Annotated in this window: 16 protein-coding genes; 2 read left to right on the top strand and 14 right to left on the bottom strand. The window is 70.9% G+C overall.

What is annotated here, in order from left to right:
- Positions 1-21: 21 nt before the first annotated feature.
- Genes RUR49_RS03830 through RUR49_RS03810 form a run of 5 tightly spaced genes read right to left on the bottom strand, consistent with a single transcriptional unit; the run spans position 22 to position 5,994 of the window.
- Complete coding sequence (locus RUR49_RS03830; protein WP_409144967.1) at positions 22-1,086, bottom strand: NAD-dependent epimerase/dehydratase family protein; 1,065 nt, start codon at positions 1,084-1,086, stop codon at positions 22-24.
- Positions 1,087-1,125: 39 nt separating this feature from the next.
- Positions 1,126-2,220, bottom strand: a complete 1,095-nt coding sequence (locus RUR49_RS03825) for a dihydrodipicolinate synthase family protein (RefSeq protein WP_409144966.1) — start codon at positions 2,218-2,220, stop codon at positions 1,126-1,128.
- Between the two features lie 60 nt (positions 2,221-2,280).
- Complete coding sequence (locus RUR49_RS03820; protein WP_409144965.1) at positions 2,281-3,912, bottom strand: acyl CoA:acetate/3-ketoacid CoA transferase; 1,632 nt, start codon at positions 3,910-3,912, stop codon at positions 2,281-2,283.
- Entirely contained in the window at positions 3,909-4,652 is a 744-nt protein-coding gene (locus RUR49_RS03815; protein ID WP_409144964.1) for an enoyl-CoA hydratase/isomerase family protein, read from the bottom strand. Before RUR49_RS03815 ends, RUR49_RS03820 begins: the two co-directional genes overlap by 4 nt.
- Positions 4,653-4,665: 13 nt before the next feature.
- A complete protein-coding gene (locus RUR49_RS03810; protein WP_409144963.1) occupies positions 4,666-5,994 on the bottom strand; it encodes an FAD-dependent oxidoreductase in 1,329 nt (442 codons plus the stop codon).
- Positions 5,995-6,126: 132 nt separating this feature from the next.
- Between RUR49_RS03810 and RUR49_RS03805 the strand changes: the two genes are divergently transcribed.
- Positions 6,127-6,816 (top strand): GntR family transcriptional regulator, encoded by a 690-nt coding sequence (locus RUR49_RS03805; protein ID WP_409144962.1) that lies wholly within the window; start codon positions 6,127-6,129, stop codon positions 6,814-6,816.
- A gap of 12 nt (positions 6,817-6,828) precedes the next feature.
- Here RUR49_RS03805 and RUR49_RS03800 read toward each other — a convergent pair whose 3' ends face one another.
- From RUR49_RS03800 to RUR49_RS03760, 9 genes are all read right to left on the bottom strand, one after another.
- Positions 6,829-7,569, bottom strand: coding sequence for a GntR family transcriptional regulator (locus tag RUR49_RS03800; protein WP_409144961.1), 741 nt, complete (start codon positions 7,567-7,569; stop codon positions 6,829-6,831).
- A complete protein-coding gene (locus RUR49_RS03795; RefSeq protein ID WP_409144960.1) occupies positions 7,566-8,897 on the bottom strand; it encodes an aspartate aminotransferase family protein in 1,332 nt (443 codons plus the stop codon). Before RUR49_RS03795 ends, RUR49_RS03800 begins: the two co-directional genes overlap by 4 nt.
- A complete protein-coding gene (locus RUR49_RS03790; RefSeq protein ID WP_409144959.1) occupies positions 8,894-9,931 on the bottom strand; it encodes an ABC transporter permease in 1,038 nt (345 codons plus the stop codon). The genes RUR49_RS03795 and RUR49_RS03790 overlap by 4 nt, the downstream gene beginning before the upstream one ends.
- The gene (locus tag RUR49_RS03785; protein WP_409144958.1) at positions 9,928-10,911 is read right to left on the bottom strand and encodes an ABC transporter permease; all 984 of its coding nucleotides are present in this window, start codon (positions 10,909-10,911) and stop codon (positions 9,928-9,930) included. Before RUR49_RS03785 ends, RUR49_RS03790 begins: the two co-directional genes overlap by 4 nt.
- On the bottom strand, positions 10,908-12,416 hold the full coding sequence (locus RUR49_RS03780; protein ID WP_409144957.1) for a sugar ABC transporter ATP-binding protein: 1,509 nt from the start codon (positions 12,414-12,416) through the stop codon (positions 10,908-10,910). Before RUR49_RS03780 ends, RUR49_RS03785 begins: the two co-directional genes overlap by 4 nt.
- A complete protein-coding gene (locus tag RUR49_RS03775) occupies positions 12,413-13,396 on the bottom strand; it encodes a sugar ABC transporter substrate-binding protein (RefSeq protein ID WP_409144956.1) in 984 nt (327 codons plus the stop codon). The genes RUR49_RS03780 and RUR49_RS03775 overlap by 4 nt, the downstream gene beginning before the upstream one ends.
- Before the next feature lie 51 nt (positions 13,397-13,447).
- The gene (locus RUR49_RS03770; protein ID WP_409144955.1) at positions 13,448-15,511 is read right to left on the bottom strand and encodes a hydantoinase/oxoprolinase family protein; all 2,064 of its coding nucleotides are present in this window, start codon (positions 15,509-15,511) and stop codon (positions 13,448-13,450) included.
- The gene (locus RUR49_RS03765; protein WP_409144954.1) at positions 15,508-17,304 is read right to left on the bottom strand and encodes a hydantoinase B/oxoprolinase family protein; all 1,797 of its coding nucleotides are present in this window, start codon (positions 17,302-17,304) and stop codon (positions 15,508-15,510) included. The genes RUR49_RS03770 and RUR49_RS03765 overlap by 4 nt, the downstream gene beginning before the upstream one ends.
- Before the next feature lie 75 nt (positions 17,305-17,379).
- On the bottom strand, positions 17,380-18,309 hold the full coding sequence (locus RUR49_RS03760) for a 3-keto-5-aminohexanoate cleavage protein (RefSeq protein WP_409144953.1): 930 nt from the start codon (positions 18,307-18,309) through the stop codon (positions 17,380-17,382).
- Between the two features lie 521 nt (positions 18,310-18,830).
- Here RUR49_RS03760 and RUR49_RS03755 point away from each other — a divergent pair.
- Positions 18,831-19,817 carry a Gfo/Idh/MocA family protein gene (locus RUR49_RS03755; RefSeq protein WP_409144952.1) on the top strand — a complete coding sequence of 329 codons (987 nt, stop codon included), beginning with the start codon at positions 18,831-18,833 and terminating at the stop codon, positions 19,815-19,817.
- The last annotated feature ends 85 nt before the right edge of the window (positions 19,818-19,902 follow it).

Genomic DNA, 19,902 nt, shown 5'->3' with positions numbered 1-19,902 from the left:
GAACGAGCCCCCTGCCCCGGCTCAGAAGACGCCGGAGCGGACCTCGAACTTGCTCGGCTTGCCGTAGGCGTCCTTGCCGCTCTTCACCCATTCCGCGACCCAGCGGACCATGGTGTTGATCGGCACCACCGGGTTGCCGAGGAGGTCGGCGGCCGCGTCGCAGTTGACGTAGAGGCAGTCGGCTTGCTCCTCGCCGACGAAATTCGGCTCGATGCCGAAGTGCTCGCCGAAGGCGGTGGCGATGCGGCGGACGCTGACGCACTCCGGCCCGCCGATGTTGATCGGCGACGACGGCACCTCGCAGTGGAGAAGCAGGCGGGCGATCTGGGCGGCGGCGTCGCCCTGCCAGATGACGTTGACGTGGCCAGTCGCGAGCGGCACCGGCTTGCGGTTCAGCACCCAGCCGGCGATCTCCTGGAAGACGCCGTAGCGCATGTCGATCGCGTAGACGAGGCGGGCGATGCGGCCGGGGGTGTCGGTCAGGCGCGAGTAGTGCTGGAAGACGCGCTCGCGGCCGACGACGGAGTTGGCGTACTCGCCGGGCCGCGCGAACGGCGGCGAGGCCTCGGTGACGCCGCCGTGCAGCGGGTTCGCCCACGGATAGACGTGGATGGTCGAGAACGCGACGATACGCGAGCCGGCGAAGTGCTTGGCGACGATCGCAGGCGCCAGCACGTTCATCGCCCAGAGCAGGTCCTCGCGGCCTTTGTAGTCGAACTTCAGGCCGGCCATGTAGATGACGTTCTTCAGCTTCGGCAGCTCGCCGACGGCCTTCTCGTCCAGAAGATCGCAGCGCATCGTCTCGACGCCGGCGCGCTCGAGGTTCTCGGCGAGGCCGGCCTCGGAGAAGCGGGCGACGCCGACGACGCGCTTGTCGGGAGCGGCGCGCTTGATCATCCGGGCGAGGCAGATGCCGACCTTGCCGGCGACGCCGAGGATGATGACGTCGCCGTCGATGCGGGCGAGGTCCGCGACCAGCGCCGCCGTCGGCGTCGACATGAAGTCCTCGAGGTGGGCGACGTCCTCGAAGTGGGTCGGGAACATCGAGGGGTCGAGGGTGACCGGGGTCGCGGATCGGTCGAGCATGGGGTCCTCCCGGGCGTCTTGTTGGTCGAAACGGATGGATCAGGCGACGCGCGGCAGGGCGGCGCCGCGGTCGGACAGCCAGCGGTCGCGGTGCTCCGCGACGAAGGCGTCGTCGTTCATCTCGGGATACTGGGCGTAGACGCGGTCGATCGCCGCCTCCTGCCCCGGGCTCATCGTCTCGGCCGGGTCGAGGCACCAGGTGCCGGCGACGAGGCCCTGCCGGCGCAGCACCTCGAGGCAGCCGGGGATGCAGCCCCTGAGGTCGTGGTGGGCGTCGTAGATCGCGCCGTTGCAATCGGTGACGATGGAGTCGAGCGCCAAAAGGTCCGCCGGCACGTCGGCGTCGTCGGCGAGCGCGTGGATGCGACCCAGCATCGCCACCGCCGACTTCGTCCAGACGCTCCAGTGGCCGAGCAGGCCGCCGCGGATGCGCACCCGCCGCTCGCCGCCCTGGCCGTCGCGCACGACGAACGGCTGGAGAAGGTCGAGGACGATGTGGTCGTCATTGCCGGTGTAGAGGGTGACGCGATCCTCCGCGCCGGCATCGGCGACGGCACGGACCACGTCGATCGTCCGGTAGCGGTCGAAGGGCGCCATCTTGATGGCCACCGCATTGTCGATCGCCGCGAAGCCGCGCCAGAAGTCGTAGGAGAGGTGGATGCCGCCGACGGCGGGGAGCAGCGCGAAGCCGATGATCGGCATGACGCCGGCGATGGCGCGGCAGTGCGCGAGGATCTCGTCCTCGCCGGCGCCGCGGAAGGCGGCGACGTTGACGAGTGCCGCGTGGTAGCCGAGCCCGCGGGCCATCTCCGCCTCGCCGATCGCCTGCGCCGTCCGCCCCGTCACGCCGGCGACGAGGACGGCCTTGCCGCCGCTCCAGTCGGTCGCCGTCTCGGCGGCGAGCGCAAGCACCGGCTCGTAAAGCCCGGCCTTGCGGATGGCGAACTGGGTGGTGTGGACGCCGACGGCGACGCCGTGGGCGCCGGCGTCGATGTAGTAGCGGGTGAGCGCGCGCTGGCGGACGCGGTCGAGCTTGCGGGAGGCGTCGAGCGCCAGCGGATGGGCGGGCAGCACCGCGCCGCGGCGGATCGCATCCAGGATCGGCACCGGGATGTCGCTGATGGTTCGGATCATGGGCGGCCTCCCAAGGGGTGCGTGCGGAACTGGTCTCTTCAGCGGACCAGTGGTCGCGGATCAGACGGCGGTGGCGAGCGGCGCGGCGGGTGCGGTGAACAGCGCCGGGTCCATCACCGGCAGCGGGTCAAGGATGCGGACGGGCGCGTACTCCATGCGGTCGAGCACGTGCGCCCGGACGTCGACGCCGGGGGCGATCTCGGTGAGGACGAGGCCGTCCGCGGCGACCTCGAACACCGCCCGTTCGGTGACGATCATCGCCTGCTGGCCGTGGTTCCGCACCCCGTCGCGGACGCGGTAGGTGATGCTCTCGGCGGTCTTGACGAACTTCGACACCTTGCCGTCGCGGACGATCCGGAGCCGACCGTCCTCGATCACCGTCTCCAGACCCGCGGTCGTGAAGGTGCCGGTGAAGACGAGGCGGGCGGCGTTCTGGGCGATGTCGGTGAAGCCGCCGGCGCCGGGATTGGCGGTGCCGAAGCGGCTGACGTTGACGATGCCGTCGCCGTCGAACTGCGCGAAGGCGAGCGCCGCGAACCGGCAGAGACCACCGTCGATGACGTCGAACTGGTAGAGGCCGTCGAGGATCGCGTCGGGGTTGATGTTGGCGGAGAACTGCCAGCCCGACATGACGACGCCGCCGAACGAGCCGTGCTCGGTGGTGAACCAGTAGTCGGCGAGGCGGCCGTCGTCGAACAGGCCCTGCTCGGCCATGACGAGGGGGATGTCGGCGGCGGCGCCGAAGCCGAAGATCGACAGCTCGCGCGGCCTGACCTCGCGCGCCGCCCGCGCCGCGATCAGCCGGTCGGGACCGGCCTCCGGCCGCGGCAGCTCGTGGAGCGGCCGGCGCTTGCCGGAAAAGTAGGCGGGGTCGAAGGGCGTGCCGGTGGTCATCATCATGCCGGCGTCGACGACGATGTCATCGACCAGCATGCCGGGGATGCGCACGTCCGGCGCCGCCCGCGCGCCGGCCTCGACGATGCGTCGCACCTGCGCGATCACCCGGGCGCCCGAGGCCTTGGCGGCGAGGGCGAGGCCGATGTTGGAGGAGACCAGCGCCTCGTCCTCGAAGGAGAGGTTGCCGTGCTCGTCGGCGCTGGAGGCGCGCAGGATGGCGACGTCGATCGGCCAGGTCGGGTAGTAGAGGAAGTCCTCGCCCTCGAAGCTGACCTTGCGGACGAGCTCCTCGCGGGCGCGCTCGGTGAAGCGGCCGCCGCCGTGGTCGGGGTCGATGTAGGTGCCGAGGCCGACGCGGGTGAGGTAGCCCGGGCCGCGGCGCGCCACCTCGCGCAGCCAGTGCATCGAGGCGCCGATCGGCCAGGAATAGGCCTCGATGCGGTTCTCGCGGATGAGCCGCATCAGCTCCGGCCGGCGCCCGGTGACGGGATCGACGGGGTTGATGTAGGAGCCGGAGACGATCCGCTTCATCAGCCCTTCGCGGGCGACGTGGTCCATGCCGCGGATGCCCTGGGCGTCGCCGGTGCCGCACGGGAAGTAGAAGGTGAGGTCGCGCGGCGCGGCGGTGGCGGCGAAGCGGTCGCCGAGCGCCTTCAGCACGCGGTCCGGCGTGATCCAGCCGATGACGCCGACGGAGGCGACGGTGGCGCCGTCGGGGATGGCGGCGACGGCCGCCTCGGCCGAGACGACCTTGGCGCTGCGGCCGGGGGCGCGGGGAGAAACGTGCGTGTTCATGCCTTCACCGTGAAGCGGGCGAGCGTCGTGCGGGCTTCAGCGCTTGCGCAGTCGGCGACGAAGCGGCGGCCGGCCTCGCGGTCGAGCCGCTCGCCCTCGGCCGCCACCAGCGGCTCGAAAAAGCGCTTGGTGGACACCGCAGCCGCGCGCGGCAGCGCCGCCAGCCGCTCGGCGAGTGCGGTGGCGCGGGCGAGCGCCTCACCCTTCGGCGCGAGCACGTCGGCGACGCCGAGGCGGTGGGCCTCGGTGCCGTCGATCAGCTCGGCGCCCCAGACGAGGGCGCGGGCGCGGACCGGTCCGACGCGGGCGGCGAGCGCGCCGAGCCCCCACGGCGGCAGCCAGCCGTTGACGACCTCCGGCAGGTGCCAGCGGGTGTCGGCGGCGGTGACGACGAGATCGCAGGAGATCGCCAGGATGAAGCCACCGCCGAGCGCATAGCCTTCCACCGCCGCGACGACCGGCACGTCGAGGGCGCCGATGGCGCGGGCGACGGCGGCGGTCTCGGCCTCGTGGCGGCCCATGCCGGCGACGTCGAGACGGCCGAGCTCCTTCAGGTCGCTGCCGGCGCAGAAGGCCGGCGGCGCGCCGGTGAGCACGACGGCACCGACGGCTGGATCAGCGTCGGCGGCGGCCAGCGCGTCGGCGAGGCGGGCCATCAGCTCGGTGCCGAGCGCATTGCGGCGCTCGCTCCGGTCGATGGTGAGCCGCATCACGCCGCCCTGTCGTTCGCTCAGGATCATCTCGGAACTCTCGTCAGTCGAGGCGGGCGCCGTCGCGGTTGAGGAGGAGGCGGAGGTCGGCGCCGTCGATCGCCCGCGGGGCGACGCGATCGCGGACCGCAATCGCCGCGGCGTGGCCGACGGCGTGGCCGTAGCCGAAGCACTGGGCGGTGACGCGGGCCGAGGCGACGGCCTCGTGCTCGGCCGAGAGGCAGCGCCCGGCGGCGATGAGCCCCTCGCCTTGGACGGGCACGAAGCAGCCGTAGGGCACCTCGTAGACGTCCTCGATCAGCCACTCGACCTTGGGCTTGGCGCCGGCGTGCAGCTCGATCGGCCAAGGCGAGCGGGCGATGCCGTCGCGGAACTTGGTGCCCGCGACGACGTCCGCATTGGTGAGCTTGGCGACGCCCTCGATCTGCCGGGTCTGGCGGACGCCGACCTGCACGCCGGTGTCCTCGACGAAGGCCTCCTCGCAGCCGGCGAGGTGGTCGCGGAAGAAGCGCGCGTACTCGCGCACCTGCAGGCGACCCTCGATCTCGGCCTCGGTGAAGTCGTCGCGCAGGAGGGGATTGAGCTCGCGGCCGTCGGCGCCGATGACCCGCGTGCAGTTGCACAGGAGCTCGCCGGGCCGCGTCGTCGTGAACAGCCAGATTTTTGCACGCGGGAGCCGGTAGTTGTTGCCGGCGCCGGCCTCCTGGATGAGCGCGGTCACCTCCGCCGGCATGATGGTATCGGTGCCGTAGCGGGCGAGGAAGCGCGCGGTGTCGACGCCCATGAGGCGGAAGATCATCGTCGGGTTCTGCACGCGGCCGTTGTCACCGATGAAGTCGGGCAGGCCGGCCATGGCGACGACATCGGCGTCACCGCTCGCGTCGATGGTGACGGGGGCGCGCAGGTCGAGCGGGCCCTGCTTGGTCCATACCTCGAGGCCGTCGACACGGTCACCGTCGAGGTGGACGCCGGTCGCGACCGCGTGGAAGATCACCTTCACGCCCGCCTCGGCCAGGAGCGCGTCGGCCGTCTCGCGCCAGACCAGCGGATCGTGGACACGGGTGTAGGTCTTGCCGTAGCGGACCGGTGGCGCGAGGCCGCCCATCGCCTGGAGGCGGTCGGCGAAGCTGGCGGCAAAGCCGAAGACGACCTGGCGCGGCGGGGCGCCCGCGTCGTCGCTCGCCTCGTAGAGGCCGCAGATCGTGCCCGAGTGACCGGCCACCGCACCGCCGCCGCAGAAGCCGTAGCGCTCGATCAGGGCGACGCGGAGCCCCTGCCCGGCCGCGGCCACCGCCGCCGCGACGCCGGCCGCACCGCCGCCGAGAACGGCGACGTCGACATCCAGGCGCTCGCGGGGACGGCGATCGATCACGGCGTTTCCTCGACCCGAACCGGCGGCGCTTGCGGTCGCGCCGTCCTTGCTATGCAACTGACATATCAGTTGTGCCGATTGATGGTCAAGTCGTATGTTGCGGGCGTCGCACCCCGTGCAGCAGGTGGCTCGATGCCGGTCCCGAACCTCTCCCCGACACCGCCCACCCCCGACGCGGCGCCGGAATCGCTCGCCGAGTTCGCCTATCGCCGCATCGAGGAGATGATCGTCACGCGGGCGCTGCCGCCGGGCTCGATGATCTCGGAGAACGGTCTGGCCGAGGAGCTGAAGTGCGGCCGCACGCCGGTCCGCGAGGCTCTGCAGCGGCTGCGCAACGAGGGCTTCGTCGAGATCCACCCGCGCCGCGGCGCGCTGGTGAGCTCGATCGACGTGATGCGCCAGATCGAGCTTCTCGAGGTGCGGCGCTCGCTGGAGGACCTCGTGGTGCGCCTCGCCGCCGAGCGCGCCAACGCCGCCGAGCGGGCGGAGATGCTGCGGCTCGCCGACGCCATCGTGGCGGCCGCAGCAGCGGCGGACCAGGCGGGCTACCTCGCCGCCAACCGGTCGATCCACGAGATCGAGGCGCGGGCGGCGCGCAACGCCGTGCTCGCCAAGACCATCGGCGTCATCCACGGCCTGTCGCGGCGGTTCTGGTACGCCTATATCGAGGACACCGGCACCTTCGACACCGGCGCCCGCCTGCACGCGGTGACCTTGCGGGCGATCGCGGCGGGTGACGCCGCCGGCGCGGCCGACGGGGCGGCGCGCCTGCTCGATTTCCTCAACGACCTCACCCAGCGGGCGCTGCACCGGCGGCTGTGACCGGCGACAGCGTCAGACGGTCTCGGCGGAGGGTCTCGGGACGCGGTGGCGACGGCCGGCGTCCCAGTGGGGCACGGCGCGCTGGATGATGTTGCCGGCGTCCGAGATGTCGGCGCTGACGGCGCGGCGGGCGCGGGCACCGTCGCCGATGTCGAGCGCCTCCAGGATCTCGGTGTGGTGGTCGAGGCCCTGGCGGATCGTCGCCTCCTGTCTCATGACGTTGAGGAGCGGGCCGGCGCGCAGCCACAGCCTCTCGATGATCGGCAAGAGCCCCTGCGAGCGCGCCGCCCGGTAGATCGTGAAGTGGAAGCGGCGGTTGAGGGCGAGATAGTCCGCGACGCCACCCGACTGCACGCAGAGCTTCATCGCCTCGTTGATCGCATGGATTTCCCGGCGCTCCTCGGGGCTGATGGTCGAGGCCGCCCACTCGGCCGCCGACCCCTCGATGGCGCAGCGGATGCGGAAGAGATCAGCGACCTGGGCGACGTCCACGTCCGGCACCGAGACGCCGCGGTTCGGGTGATCGATCAGCGCCTCGTCGTTGACGAGTTGCCGAAGCGCCTCCCGGACCGGCATCGCGCTGGTGCTGAAGCGCTGGGAAAGCTCGCGCACCACGAGGCGATCGCCCGGCTTCAAGTCGCCGTTCATCAGCGCCGCCTTGAGCTCGGCGTAGATCGCCGCGTGGGCGGTGCCACGCACCTCGCGGCCCGCCTCGGGCGCGGCCGGGGGCATCGCCGGCTTTGCCGCGGTCATCCGGTCACCGTCGGCAGGAGGGGCCGGTTGACGGTGACGATCTCGTCGACGGCGTCCACGAAGGCCTTCGCCTCGGCGTCGCCGAACGGGATCGACAGGGCGATCATGCCGCGCGGGGCGATGTAGAAGCCGCGCAGCAGCAGGTCGACGTGCAGCAGGGCGAGGTACTGCGGGTCGACGGTGTCGAGGACGTGAGGGTCGTCGACGGGGCCGGCGATGAAGTGGATGTTCATCAGCGAGCCGACACCGGTGACGGTGGCGGCGACGCCGTGCCGGTCGAAGCAGGCCTGCAGGTCGGACCGCAGGCGGTCGCCACGGTCATTGACGCTGCGGCTCGCGGCCTCCGTCAGCACCTGCGTGAAGCCGGCCATGCCGCCGGCCATGCTGAGCAGGTTGTTGTTGAAGGTGCCCCCGTGGGAGAAGGCGCCGGGGCGCGAGGGGTCGAAGCGGTCGAGGACGTCGGCGCGGCCGCCGAAGCAGCCGAAGCTTGCACCGCCGCCGAGATACTTGCCCATGGTGACGAGATCGGGCGTCAGGCCATGGCGGCCGTGAAGCCCGCGGAAGTCGAGGCGCGAGGTCATCACCTCGTCGAGGATCATCAGCGCACCGCAGGCCTCCGTCTCCGCCCGAACGAGGTCGAGGAACGCCTTCGTCGCCGGGATGCAGCCGCCGCCGCCCATCATCGGCTCGAGGATCACGGCCGCGAGGTCGGCGGCGTGGGCGCGGATCAGCGCACGCGTTCCCTCGAGGTCGTTGTAGTCGGCGAAGACGAACGGATAGGGCAGGTTCAGCGGCGAGCCGCCATGGGCGAAGGTCAGCACGCCGCCGTGATAGCCCTCGTGCATGGCGATCACGGTCGACCGGCCAGTGACGGCGCGGGCGGTGGCGATCGCCATGATGTTCGCCTCGGTGCCGGAATTGCAGAAGCGGACGCGCTCGAAGGCCGGGAAGCGCTCGACGAGGGCGCGGGCGTACTCGGCCTCGATCATGTTGGGCGCGCCGAGCGACAGGCCGCCGTCGATGATCGCCTTTTGCGCGGCGGCGATCACCGGGTTGGAGTGGCCGTAGAGCGCGGCGGAATACTCGGAGATCAGGTCGACGTGGACGTGGCCGTCGAGGTCGGTGACGCGGCAGCCCTCGCCGGCGACGAAGGTCAGCGGGAACGGCGGATAGTAGAGGACGGCGCGGGTGTTGCCGCCCGGCAGCACGTCCATCGCAGCGCGGTGGCGGTCGTGGCTCTTCGGGTTCGCCGCCGTGTAGCGGGCGTAGGCATCGGAGATCGCCTGTCCGAGATCGGCATTGCGGCGGAGCGGCGCGGCGTTGCTCATGGCTGTTGTGTATCCCGTTGGTTCAGCCTCGCGGCCGCCTCGCGGCTGCGACGGTCGTTGCGCCAGGCGGCGAGGCGCTTGGCGAGATCGGGGGCCTCGACGAGCACGACGACGAGCAGAATGCCGCCGCGGGCGAGGTCGATCACCCAGGTCGGCATCGCGAGCTGGATGAAGATCGTGTCGAGCAGGCTCAGGGCGAGGACGCCGACGAGGATGCCGATGACGCTGCCCCGCCCGCCGCGCACGTCGATGCCGCCGACGAGCACGGCGGTGACGGCGAAGATGAACGGGTCGAGCCCCAGGTCGTACTTCGCCGCCGTTGTCGAATAGGCGAACAGCGCCCCGCCGAGCCCGCAGAGCGCGCCCGACAGGGTGAACACGCCGGTGACGACACGCCCTGCCGGCACGCCCGACGCCCGCGCAGCCCGCCGGTCGGCGCCGGCCGAGCGGACCATCGGGCCGATGGCGGTGTGGCGCATCGCCAGCCAGATGAGGACGAAGAGCGAAAGCACGATGAGGCTGCGTGGCGAGAAGACGAAGGCCACCGTTCCGTCGAGCCACAGCCCGACGTCGTAGTCGCCATAGACGAGGATGCTCTCGCCGGCGACGATGTGGCAGAGGCCGGCGATGACGATGTAGCCGCCGAGGGTGAGCGGCACCGAACTGATGCCGGTCGCCGCCTGGATGCCACCCTGCACGGCGCCGAGCGCCATGCCGGCCCCGACGGCAACGGCGACGCCGAGGAACGGCGAGGCCTCGCCGAACTTCACCGCGAGCAGGCCACCGAGGGTGAAGACGGCGATCGTCGAGAGGTCGAACTCGCCCGCCATCACGGTGAGACCGACGGCGAGCGCCACGAGGCCGAGGGTCGCCGCGTTCTGGAAGGTGTTGAAGACGGAGAAGGTCGTCAGCGGCACGCCCGCCGCGAGCGGCACGGTGACCGCGAGGACCGCGATCACGGCCAGGATCGTCGGCGGCAGGATCGCCCGCATGCGCCGCTGCCGGGCGGCGGAGGTGGCGGCGGCCGCGCTCATCGGCGCTGCTCCTGGCGCAGGTGCGCCGCCAGGGCGAAGGCGATCACCACGAGGCCCTTCAGCAGGATCTGCGATCCGGTCGAGAAGCCGCGGAGCAGCACGAGGTCGTTGACGACGGCGATGACGGCGACGCCGATCATCGTGGCGAACACCGTGCCGCGGCCCCCGGAAATGGCGGCGCCGCCGATCAGCACGGCCGCGATGGCGTCGAAGCCGAGGCTGCCGCGGTTGAGGAGCAGCGAGGCCGAGTGGTTGAAGCTCGCCATGAACATGCCGGCCATCGCCGCCGAGACGCCCGCGATGGCGAAGACGCCGGCGCCGATGCGGTCGACCGGCAGGCCGGCGGCGACGGCGGCGACGCGGTTGTCGCCCATCAGGTAGATCATCGGGCCGAGCCGGGTGAAGCGCAGCATCGCTTCCGTCAGCACGACGAGACCGGCGAGCGCGAACAGGCCGACGGGCAGCCCGAGCAGGCGGCCGTTGAGCAGCTGGTAGGACGTGTTCGCCGGGTTGATGGTGGCGCCCTGCGAGAAGGCGACGGCGACGCCCTCCAGCACCGCCGCCGCGGCGATCGTGACGATGATCGGGTTGGCGTTCCAGCCGCTGATGACGACGCCCTGCACGGCGCTCGCTGCGAGTGCCGCGAGCAGCGTCAGTGCGATCGCCGCCGGCAGGCCGAGTGACAGGCTCGCCATGAAGATCATCGCCGACACCGTCGCGGTGGTGGCGAGCGCCAGCGAAACGAAGGCGCCGGAGACCATCACCAGCGTCATGCCGACCGACACCATGCCGACGAAGATCATCGACGACAGGATCGCCTGCAGGTTGGCGAGCGTGAAAAAGCCCTGCGTCGTCACGGCGGTCGCGAGGATGGCGACGACGAGGACAGCGACCAGCGCCGGCAGCAGCGCCCGCCGCAGGGTCGCGGACAGGGACGCACGCTGGCGGACGGTGGCGGGCGACAGGGCGGCCTCGCTCATGGCGCCACCGCCTCCTCGCCGTGCGTCATGTCAGACAAGAGTCGCACGCTGTCGGTCTGCGCCACGGGGCGGCGCGAGACGATGCGGCCGGCGCGCATCACCACCACCTCGTGGGCGAGCGCCAGCACCTCGTCGAGGTCGGAGGACGCGAAGACGACCGCGCTGCCGTTTGCCGCGAGGCCGCGCAGGAGCGCGTGGATGTCGGCCCGTCCGCCGACGTCGACGCCGCGCGTCGGCTCGTCGAGCAGAAGCACGAGCACGTCGTCGCGCTCGAGGCAGCGGCCGAGGAAGGTCTTCTGCTGGTTGCCGCCGCTGAGGCGCCCGACCGCCTCGCCAAGGCGGGTGCGGTCGACGCCCGCGCGCTCGGCGATCCGGCGCGCCGTGTCGCGGACTCGGCGGCGCGACAGCATGCCCCGCGGCGACAGCGCCGGGAGCCGCGTCGCCACAAGATTCTCGGCGATCGACCGCGTCAGGAACAGCCCCTCGGCCTTGCGGTCCGACGACAGGAAACCGATGCCGGCGGCGAGCGAGGCGCGCGGGTCACCGAGCGGCACGCGGCGCCCGGCGACGCGGATGTCGCCGACGGCGTGCGGCGACAGGCCGGCGAGCGCCCGCAGCACCTCGCTCGCGCCGGAGCCAACCTGGCCGGCGAGCGCCGTGACGACGCCGGGGCGCACCGCGAGGTCGAGGTCGCTCAGTTGCGCCCCGACGGCGAGCCCGCGCACGGCGAGCACTGGCGGCCGGGTCGCGGCGGCCGCAGCGGCGGGGGCGGCGCGCTCCGGCGTCTCGCCGAGCATCAGCGTGACGAGCCGCTCTGCCTTGAGACCGACAGTCGTTTCGCGCGCGACCACCGCGCCGTCGCGCATGACGACGATGCGGTCGCAGAGCTCCAGCACCTCGTCGAGGCGGTGCGAGACGTAGATGACGCCGTGCCCCTGCGCGGTGACGCGCCGGACGGCGGCGAACACCTGGGCGATGTCGGCGGCGCTGAGCGTCGCCGTCGGCTCGTCGAGGATGAAGAGCTGCGCCTTTCGGCCGATGGCGCGGGCGATCTCGACGAGCTGGCGCTCGCCGATCGACAGGTCCTCGAGCGGCAGCGCCGGGTCGAGCGCGGCGAGGCCGACGGCGTCGAGCCGCCGGCGGGCCTCGGCCGCCGGCAGCCGGCCGCGTAGCCCGAGCCCCGGTTCGCCGAGGGCGAGGTTCTCCGCCACCGTCAAGGCGGGGATGACGCTGAGCTCCTGGTCGACGAGCGCGACGCCCTGCTTCTGGGCGTCGCGCACGCTCGCAAACTGCCGCTCCCGGCCGGCGAGGACGATGCGGCCGCTCGCCGGCGTGACCAGCCCGCACAGCGCCCGCACCATCGAGCTCTTGCCGGCGCCGTTGTGGCCGCAGAGGCCGAGCACCTCGCCCGGCGCCAGCGCGAAGCTGGCGTCGCGCACGGCCTCGAAGCGGCCGTAGCGGATCGAGACCCCTTCGACCGACAGGAGCGGCAGCGTCGCCGTCACTTCTCGCAGACTTCCGCGTACTCTTCGACGTTCGCGGCGGTGACGCGGAACTCCGGCACCATGATCGTCTTTTCCATCGTCTCGCCGGAGAGGAACTTGATCGCCGCCTCGGCGCTGGCGCCGCCCTGCGTCCACGGATCGGCTGTCACGGTGCCGATCATGTCGCCGGCGCGGATCGCCGCGATGCCTTCCGGCGAGCAGGTGGAGCCGGAGACGATGAGCCCATCCTTGCCGCCGAGCGTCATGCCGGCCTGACGGGCCGCCTCGAGGACGGGGATCGCCATGTAGTCGGCGTCGGCGCGCACCGCCTGGATGCCGCCCTGGGCAGCGTACTTGGCGAAGAGCTGCTGTGCCTGACGGCCGCTCTCGACCGGATCCCAGTTGTTCGACACCACCTCGACCACCTTGAAGGCGGGCTCCTTGGCCATCGCGTCCATGAACCCGCGCTGGCGGTCCGACACCATCGCGGTGCCAGCCGAGCCGGTGATCGAGATGACGTTCGCCTCGGTGCGGCCCTGCGCCTTCAGCCCCTCGATGATGTTCTCGCCGGCATACTTGCCGAGCGAATAGTTGTCGGCGACCACCTGGAAGGCGATGTCGTCCATGATCGCCGCGTCAGCCGGGCTGTCCATGTAGAGCACCGGCACGCCCTCGGCCTTCGCCTTCTTGACGGCGCCGATCAGCGACTTGTCGTCGGCCGGCTCCACCATCACGAGGTCGGGCTTCTGCGACACCGCCTGCGCCATCTGCTGGTTGACCTGCACCGGGTCGAGGTCGTTCTCGAGCACCGTCACCTTCACCGTGGCGTCCTTGAGCAGGCCGACGATGCGCTCGTTGTAGACCTTGCACCAGGGGTTCGACGGGCCGCACGTCACCAGGATGACGTGCTTGGAGGAGAGGTCCGTGGCGCTCAGCGCCGGCGTCGACAGCAAAGTGGTGGCGAAAGCGAGGGCTATCGCCCCCTTGGTGGTCTTCGTCATGGTGCTTCTCCTGTTCTCTGCCTCTGGATGTCGCCTTCTCGGCCTTCTTCTTCAGCACGCGACCCAGTAGTTGCCGTCGCCGTCGACCCGCGCGGTCATGCCGGGCAACAGGAACAGGGTCGTCGTCTCTTCCTCGATGATCGCCGGCCCGGTGACGCCGCCGCCGACGCCAAAGCTCGCTCCGGCATACACGGGCACGCTCTCCTGCCAGCCGGCGGACGGCAGGTAGACGAGGCGGGAGGATTTCGGTGCTGGCGTCCGGACCGGCCCGTCGGCGTCCGGCGCGGGGGCGGCGGCGCGCGGCCGCGTCCGGCCGACCGCCGTCGCCTTCCAGGCGACGAATTCGACCATGTTGCCCTCGTCGGCGATGCCGTAGATGCGCCGGTGCGTGGCATGAAAAGCGGCGACGAGGCGCGGCAGGTCGGCCTCCGCCAGCACGCCGTCCGCCGGCAGCTCGAACGGGACCTCGATCTCCCACGACTGGAACTGGTAGCGCCCCATGAACGAGGCCTCGATCGCCCGGTCGGCCTCCGGCACGGCGGACCGCTCGAGGAAGTCGCGGCAGCGGCCAACGAGGACGGCGAGCGCCGCGTTGACGCGGTCGAAGGCGAAGCCCTCGCTGTCGGAATAGGCACTGGTCGCGGCCTGCCAGCGCAGGTCCGAGACGAGGCCGCCGAAGGCGCTGAGCCCGGCCGAGAGCCGCGGCACCATGAAGCGCGGCAGCCCGAGCGCCTCGGCCATGCCGGCGATGTGGCAGCCGGTGGCGCCGCCGCCGGTGACGATCAGGCTGTCGCGCGGGTTGAGGCCCTCGCTGACGGTGATGTTCTCGATCGCGCCGATCATGTTGTGGTTCGAAACGGCATGGATCGCGTGCGCCGCCGCAACGAGGTCGAGCCCGAGCCGTGCCGCGATGCGCCCGACGGCCTGTTCGGCGAGCGCCCGGTCGAGCAGGATCGAACCGCCGAGGAAGAAATCGGGGTCGATGATGCCGAGCACGACGTTGGCGTCGGTGACGGTCGCCTCGGTGCCCCCAGTGCCGTAGCAGGCGGGGCCCGGCCGCGCACCGGCGCTCTGCGGGCCGACGTGCAGGAGGCCGCCGTCGTCGACCCAGGCGATCGAGCCGCCGCCGGCGCCGACCGAGCGCACGTCGACCTTCGGCAGGCCGAGCATGTCGTGCTCGTAGATCATCGCCTCGGCGGTGACGAGGATCTGGCCGCCGCGGATCGCCGCCACGTCGAAGGTGGTGCCGCCCATGTCGGCAACGACGACGTCCTGGCCGGGGGCGGCGTGCCGGGCGGCGACGGGGGCGAGCGTCGGGCCGGACATCACCGACTGGATCGGGCTCGCGACGATCTCGTCCGGCGGCATCATGCCACCGCCGCAGTTGGCGATCAGCAGCCGGCCAGTGAACCCCGCCGCGGCCAGCGCCTTCGAGAGATCCTCGACATAGCCGTTGACCACCGGCCGGAGCGAGGCGTCGATGGCGGTGGCGATGGTGCGGCGGTACTCGCGCGGGATCGGGTTGACCCGGTGGCCGAGGCTGACCGGCACGCCCGGCCACTCCTGCTCGATGATCTCCGCCACGCGCCGCTCGTGCGCCGGATTGACGAACGACCACAGCAGGCTGACGGCGATCGCCTCGACGCCGGCCTGCCGCAGCCGGCGGACGGCGGCGCGGACGTCGTCTTCACTGAGCGGCTCGACTTCGTTGCCGAGGGAATCGATGCGGCCGCCGACCTCGCAGGTGCGGTTCTGCGGCACGAACGGGTCGGGATAGTCGAGCCGCCAGTTCCACGCCTGCTTGCGCGGCGCCTCGCGCAGCGTCAGCACGTCTGGATGGCCCTTCGTCGCGATCAGCCCCGTCGGCGCGGTGCGGCCGGTGACGAGGGCGTTGGTCGACACCGTGGTGCCGTGGACGATGACGCTCGCGCGGCCGAGGAAGTCGGCGAGCGGCAGCTCGAAGCGCTCTGCGGCGCGCGACAGCGCGTTCATGAAGCCGGTGGCAAAGGCCGGCGGCGTCGACGGCGCCTTGACGATCACCATCGCCCCGTCCGGCGTCTGAACGACGCAGTCGGTGAAGGTGCCGCCGATGTCGATGCCGATGCGGAAGGTCATGCCGGGACCTCCGCGTCACGAGCCGCAGCGGTCGCGGCAGCGTCGAGCTCGAAGTCGACGCCGTTGGCGGCGTGCCGCACCGCGACGCCGTAGGTGTCGCGGGCCGTGGCCGCGTCGATCCAGCCGCGGTTGACGTCGCGGACGACGCGGGCCGGGTCGCGCCGGCGCGGATCGCCGTAGCCGCCGCCCGAGACGGTGCGGAAGATCACCCGTTCGCCCTCCTGCACCGTCTCCATGTGGAAGGCGGGCAGTGTCGCCGTGTGACCGGCGCAGTCGCGCTTGGCGTTGATGGCGCAGGCGCCGGGAAGGCCGCCGAGGACGCCGCGCGGGGCGTTGACGTCGCCGTCGCTGCAGTAGGCGACGGTCATGTCGCCCGACAGCGAGCGGTAGACGCCCTGCATCGCCGGGGCGCCATTCCACTCGCCCATGCCGATGGCGTTGGTGGAGATCCGGCGTTCCTCGACGAGGATCGGATAGGTCATCTCGTCGATCTCGATCTGGTCAAGCGCCAGCACGCCGCCGCCGTTCGGCGCCTCGTAGGTGAGCCAGCCGTCGTGGCCGGAGAGGCCGGGGCCGGTGGAGAGGCCGAAGAACACCATGTTGATGTAGGGGCGCGGGGTGCCGGAGCGGGTGTCGGTGCCGGCGACGACGCCCATGTTGGCGCCGAACTCGGTGCCGCCCTCGGCGAGGCCGTAGGGCGCGCCGAGGCCGGTGAAGGCGCACTGCACGGCGTTGATCAGCCGGTCGTTGATGCCCATCGTGGCGTTCGACGTGCCGGCCGGATAGCGCGGGCGGCCGACGATGCAGCCGTCGCGCAAGAGCACCTCGATGCAGCTCGCCGAGCCGTCGTTGTGGGGCAGCGACGGGTCGAGATTGTAGAAGACGCCGATGCGCCCGGCGCCGGCCGCGCAGGCCTCCGACAGGTTGATGCCGCCGTCGACGCAGTCCGGGTTGTCGCGGAGGTCGACGACGATGCGGCCGTTCTCCGGCTCGATCGACACCTTCGCGGTGATCTCGACGCCCGCCTCGGCAACGCCGGGCACCGGGTCGTGGCGCGTCGTCCAGGAGAGCTCCGCCTTCGGCAGTGCTGCGATCGCCGCCCGGGCGCGCCGGCGCCCGTACTCCATCCACGCCTCGACGAAGGCGGCGATGGTCTCGCGGCCGTAGCGCTCGCCGAGTTCCTTGAGGCGCGTCTCGGCCGTGCGCGTCGCCCCCACCTGGGCCTGGTAGTCGCCATACCAGATATGGCTCTCGCGGATGTTGTGGCGGCACCAGCGGATGACGTCGGCGCGGTCGCGGTAGTCCGCCTGGAAGCGGACGACCGGGATGTGCATGCCCTCCTCGTAGACGGAGCGCATGTGCGCATCCATCGTCGTCGGGATATGAGCGCCGGTGTCGGCGTGGTGGGAGCGCGCCACTGTCCAGAACATCGGCACGCCGCCGAGATAGACGGGCACGCAGAGCGTCATGTCGGCGTGGTGGGTGCCGCCGTGGTACGGGCTGTTGGAGAAGAACGCGTCGCCCTCGGCGACGTCGTCGAAGAGTTCGCCGATCGGCCGCGTCGACAGGTCCATCGCGGTGACGTGCACCGGCATCGCCTCCTCGACGCAGACGAGGCGGTGGTCGAAGGTCAGCAGCCCGCAGGAGAAGTCGCGCGCGTTGGTGATCGCAGTCGACCGGCTCGCCTTCTTCACGATGTTCGACATCTCGCGGACGATCGAGGCCATCCGGTTGGACAGCACCGCGAGCAGCAGCGGGTCGAAGTCGGTCTGCGAAGGTTCACCGATCGGCATGGTGGACGCGGTCTCCCTGGTCGGTCTTGCCTTGATCAAAGTCCTCGCGGAAGCATCTCGCCGGGCTCGGCGTCGTCAGAAGCCCACCTGGTCGCCGCCCTTCAGGTCCAGCATCTGCCGCGCCTCGTCGGCCGTCGCGATCTCCAGCGACAGCTCCTCCATGATGTGGCGGATCTTGGCGACCTGCGCGGCGTTCGACGTCGCGAGCTTACCCTTGGCGATGTAGAGGCTGTCCTCGAGCCCGACCCGGACGTTGCCGCCCATGATGGCGCCCATGGTGCAGAGGTTCATCTGGTGCCGCCCGGCCGCCAGCACCGACCAGAGATAGTCCTTGCCGAACAGCTTGTCGGCGGTCCGCCGCATGTGCATCAGGTCCTCGGCGGCCGGGCCGATGCCGCCGAGCAGGCCGAAGATCGTCTGCACGAACAAGGGTGGCGTCAGAAGTTTGCGGTCGAGGAAGTGCGCCAGCGTGTAGAGATGCGAGACGTCGTAGCACTCGAACTCGAACTTCGTGCCGTAGGCCCCGCCGACCTCGGAGATGATGCGCTCGATCTGGCCGAAGGTGTTGGAGACGATGCCGTGCCGCGTCGCCTCCAGATAGTCGCGCTCCCACGGCTGCTGCCAGTCCTTGTGCTTGTCAGCGATCTGGTAGAGGCCGAAGTTCATCGAGCCCATGTTGAGCGAGCAGAGCTCCGGCCTGGCGACGTGCGCCGCCTCGAGCCGCTCTTCCAGCGACATCGTCAGACCGCCGCCGGTCGAGACGTTCATCACCGCATCGGTCTGCTGCTTGATGCGCGGCAGGAACTGCATGAACAGCTTCGGGTCGGGCGACGGCTTGCCGGTCTCCGGATCGCGGGCGTGCAGGTGGATGATCGCAGCCCCCGCCTCCGCCGCCCCGACCGACGCCTCGATGATCTCGTCCGGCGTGATCGGCAGATAGGGGCTCATCGTTGGCGTGTGGATCGAGCCGGTCACCGCACAGGTGATGATGACTTTCTGCGACATCCGCCGTCTCGCTCTTCAGGTTGCCTGCCGCACGAGGCGAGGACGACAGCCCGTCCGCGGCTTCCTGCGCACATTGCTTCGCCGTCATCAGCCATCAGTTGCGTGGACTACGCCGCAACACCAGCGTCCAGCACACGCTCGGCCTCGGGTCGTCACGAAAGTACCTGATTTGATCAGATACAATCTGGTGTGCTCTGTCGGCGAGATGCAGTCCATCATGAGTCAGAGGGATTGATCAAGACCCGGCGGCGATTTTTTGATCAAAAAGAGTCGATGACGCCTTCCATGGCAGCCGCGGTCTCGCCCCCCACCCCGCTTCGTGACGCGCAAGATCAACGACTTGCGCGACGGTGGGAACCTGAAGGAGGATGTGGTGGGAACCGTCCGCCTGCCGGATCGGAGCCGTCCCGCAAGCCGCCCGCCGACCGACTTTCACAACCGACGCCCTCATCGCCACGCCACCGGCGGCCTCTCGCCCCCGCGCGACGGCGGTCCGACGGCGCAAGGAACAGGACCGACTGATGTTTCGATGGGGCGTGCTGTCGACCGCCAGGATCGCGCGCGAGCATGTGATCCCGGCCATCGTCGCTTCGGAGAACGGCGTCCTCAGCGCCATCGCCAGCCGCGACGGCGAGCGGGCGCGGGCGCTGGCCGAGCAGTTCGGCGCACCGCATGCCTTCTCATCCTATGAGGCGCTGCTCGCGTCCGATCTGATCGACGGCGTCTACATTCCGCTGCCGACGTCACAGCACGTCGAATGGGCGATCAGGGCGGCCGAGGCCGGCAAGCATGTTCTCGTCGAAAAGCCGCTCGCTCTCGACGCCGCCGACATCGCGCCGGTGATCGCAGCGCGCGACCGCAACCGGGTCCTCGTCTGCGAGGCCTTCATGGTGATCTACCACCCGCAGTGGATCAAGGTCCGCGAGCTCGTGCGCGACGGTGCCATCGGACGGCTGCGGCACGTGCAGGGCGCCTTCACCTACTTCAACGACGACCCGACCAACATGCGCAACATCCTGGCGCTCGGCGGGGGCGCGCTGCCGGACATCGGCGTCTATCCCGTCGTCTCGACCCGGTTCGTCACCGACCGGGAGCCGCTGCGCGTCCACGCCTCCGTCGAGCGCCACGCGGCCTACGGCACCGACATGTATTCGAACGTCCACGCCGACTTCGGCGACATCGACCTCACCTTTTACGTGGCGACGCATCTCGCCGCCCGGCAGGTGATGGTGTTTCATGGAGACCGCGGCTTCATCGAGGTGCACGCGCCCTTCAACGCCGGCCGCTACGACCATCACCGGATCGAACTGCACAACGCGTCACATACCGAGGCGACGGTCTTCCGCTTCCCCGGCACGCAGCAATACCAGCTGGAGGTCGAGACGTTCGTGCGCGCAGCCCGTGGCGGTGCCGACCGTGTCTTCACGCTGGAAGAGTCGGTCAACAACCAGAAGGTCATCGACGCCGTCTTCCGCTCCGGCACCAGCGGAGACTGGGAGGGCGTCTGACCGGCCTTCGCGAGCAGGCTCGAGCACACCCCGGCGGCGCCGCCATGGTTTTCCAGCCGTGCAGAAGCCGTACTCCCGGCGTGCC

Source organism: Pseudoxanthobacter sp. M-2 (genome assembly GCF_046156265.1).
In the GTDB taxonomy this organism is placed as follows: Bacteria; Pseudomonadota; Alphaproteobacteria; order Rhizobiales; family Segnochrobactraceae; genus CAMDHY01.
The sequence above is the reverse complement of the archived record's forward strand: the minus strand, read 5'-3'. Positions and strand labels throughout refer to the sequence as shown.

Excerpts from the sequence above, each read along its gene's own strand:
- RUR49_RS03795 (WP_409144960.1), bottom strand. The coding sequence starts at position 8,897 with ATGAGCAACGCCGCGCCGCTCCGCCGCAATGCCGATCTCGGACAGGCG.
- RUR49_RS03790 (WP_409144959.1), bottom strand. The coding sequence starts at position 9,931 with ATGAGCGCGGCCGCCGCCACCTCCGCCGCCCGGCAGCGGCGCATGCGG.
- RUR49_RS03800 (WP_409144961.1), bottom strand. The coding sequence starts at position 7,569 with ATGACCGCGGCAAAGCCGGCGATGCCCCCGGCCGCGCCCGAGGCGGGC.
- RUR49_RS03760 (WP_409144953.1), bottom strand. The coding sequence starts at position 18,309 with ATGTCGCAGAAAGTCATCATCACCTGTGCGGTGACCGGCTCGATCCAC.
- RUR49_RS03805 (WP_409144962.1), top strand. The coding sequence starts at position 6,127 with ATGCCGGTCCCGAACCTCTCCCCGACACCGCCCACCCCCGACGCGGCG.
- RUR49_RS03755 (WP_409144952.1), top strand. The coding sequence starts at position 18,831 with ATGTTTCGATGGGGCGTGCTGTCGACCGCCAGGATCGCGCGCGAGCAT.
- RUR49_RS03765 (WP_409144954.1), bottom strand. The coding sequence starts at position 17,304 with ATGCCGATCGGTGAACCTTCGCAGACCGACTTCGACCCGCTGCTGCTC.
- RUR49_RS03770 (WP_409144955.1), bottom strand. The coding sequence starts at position 15,511 with ATGACCTTCCGCATCGGCATCGACATCGGCGGCACCTTCACCGACTGC.
- RUR49_RS03830 (WP_409144967.1), bottom strand. The coding sequence starts at position 1,086 with ATGCTCGACCGATCCGCGACCCCGGTCACCCTCGACCCCTCGATGTTC.
- RUR49_RS03820 (WP_409144965.1), bottom strand. The coding sequence starts at position 3,912 with ATGAACACGCACGTTTCTCCCCGCGCCCCCGGCCGCAGCGCCAAGGTC.
- RUR49_RS03785 (WP_409144958.1), bottom strand. The coding sequence starts at position 10,911 with ATGAGCGAGGCCGCCCTGTCGCCCGCCACCGTCCGCCAGCGTGCGTCC.
- RUR49_RS03815 (WP_409144964.1), bottom strand. The coding sequence starts at position 4,652 with ATGATCCTGAGCGAACGACAGGGCGGCGTGATGCGGCTCACCATCGAC.
- RUR49_RS03825 (WP_409144966.1), bottom strand. The coding sequence starts at position 2,220 with ATGATCCGAACCATCAGCGACATCCCGGTGCCGATCCTGGATGCGATC.
- RUR49_RS03775 (WP_409144956.1), bottom strand. The coding sequence starts at position 13,396 with ATGACGAAGACCACCAAGGGGGCGATAGCCCTCGCTTTCGCCACCACT.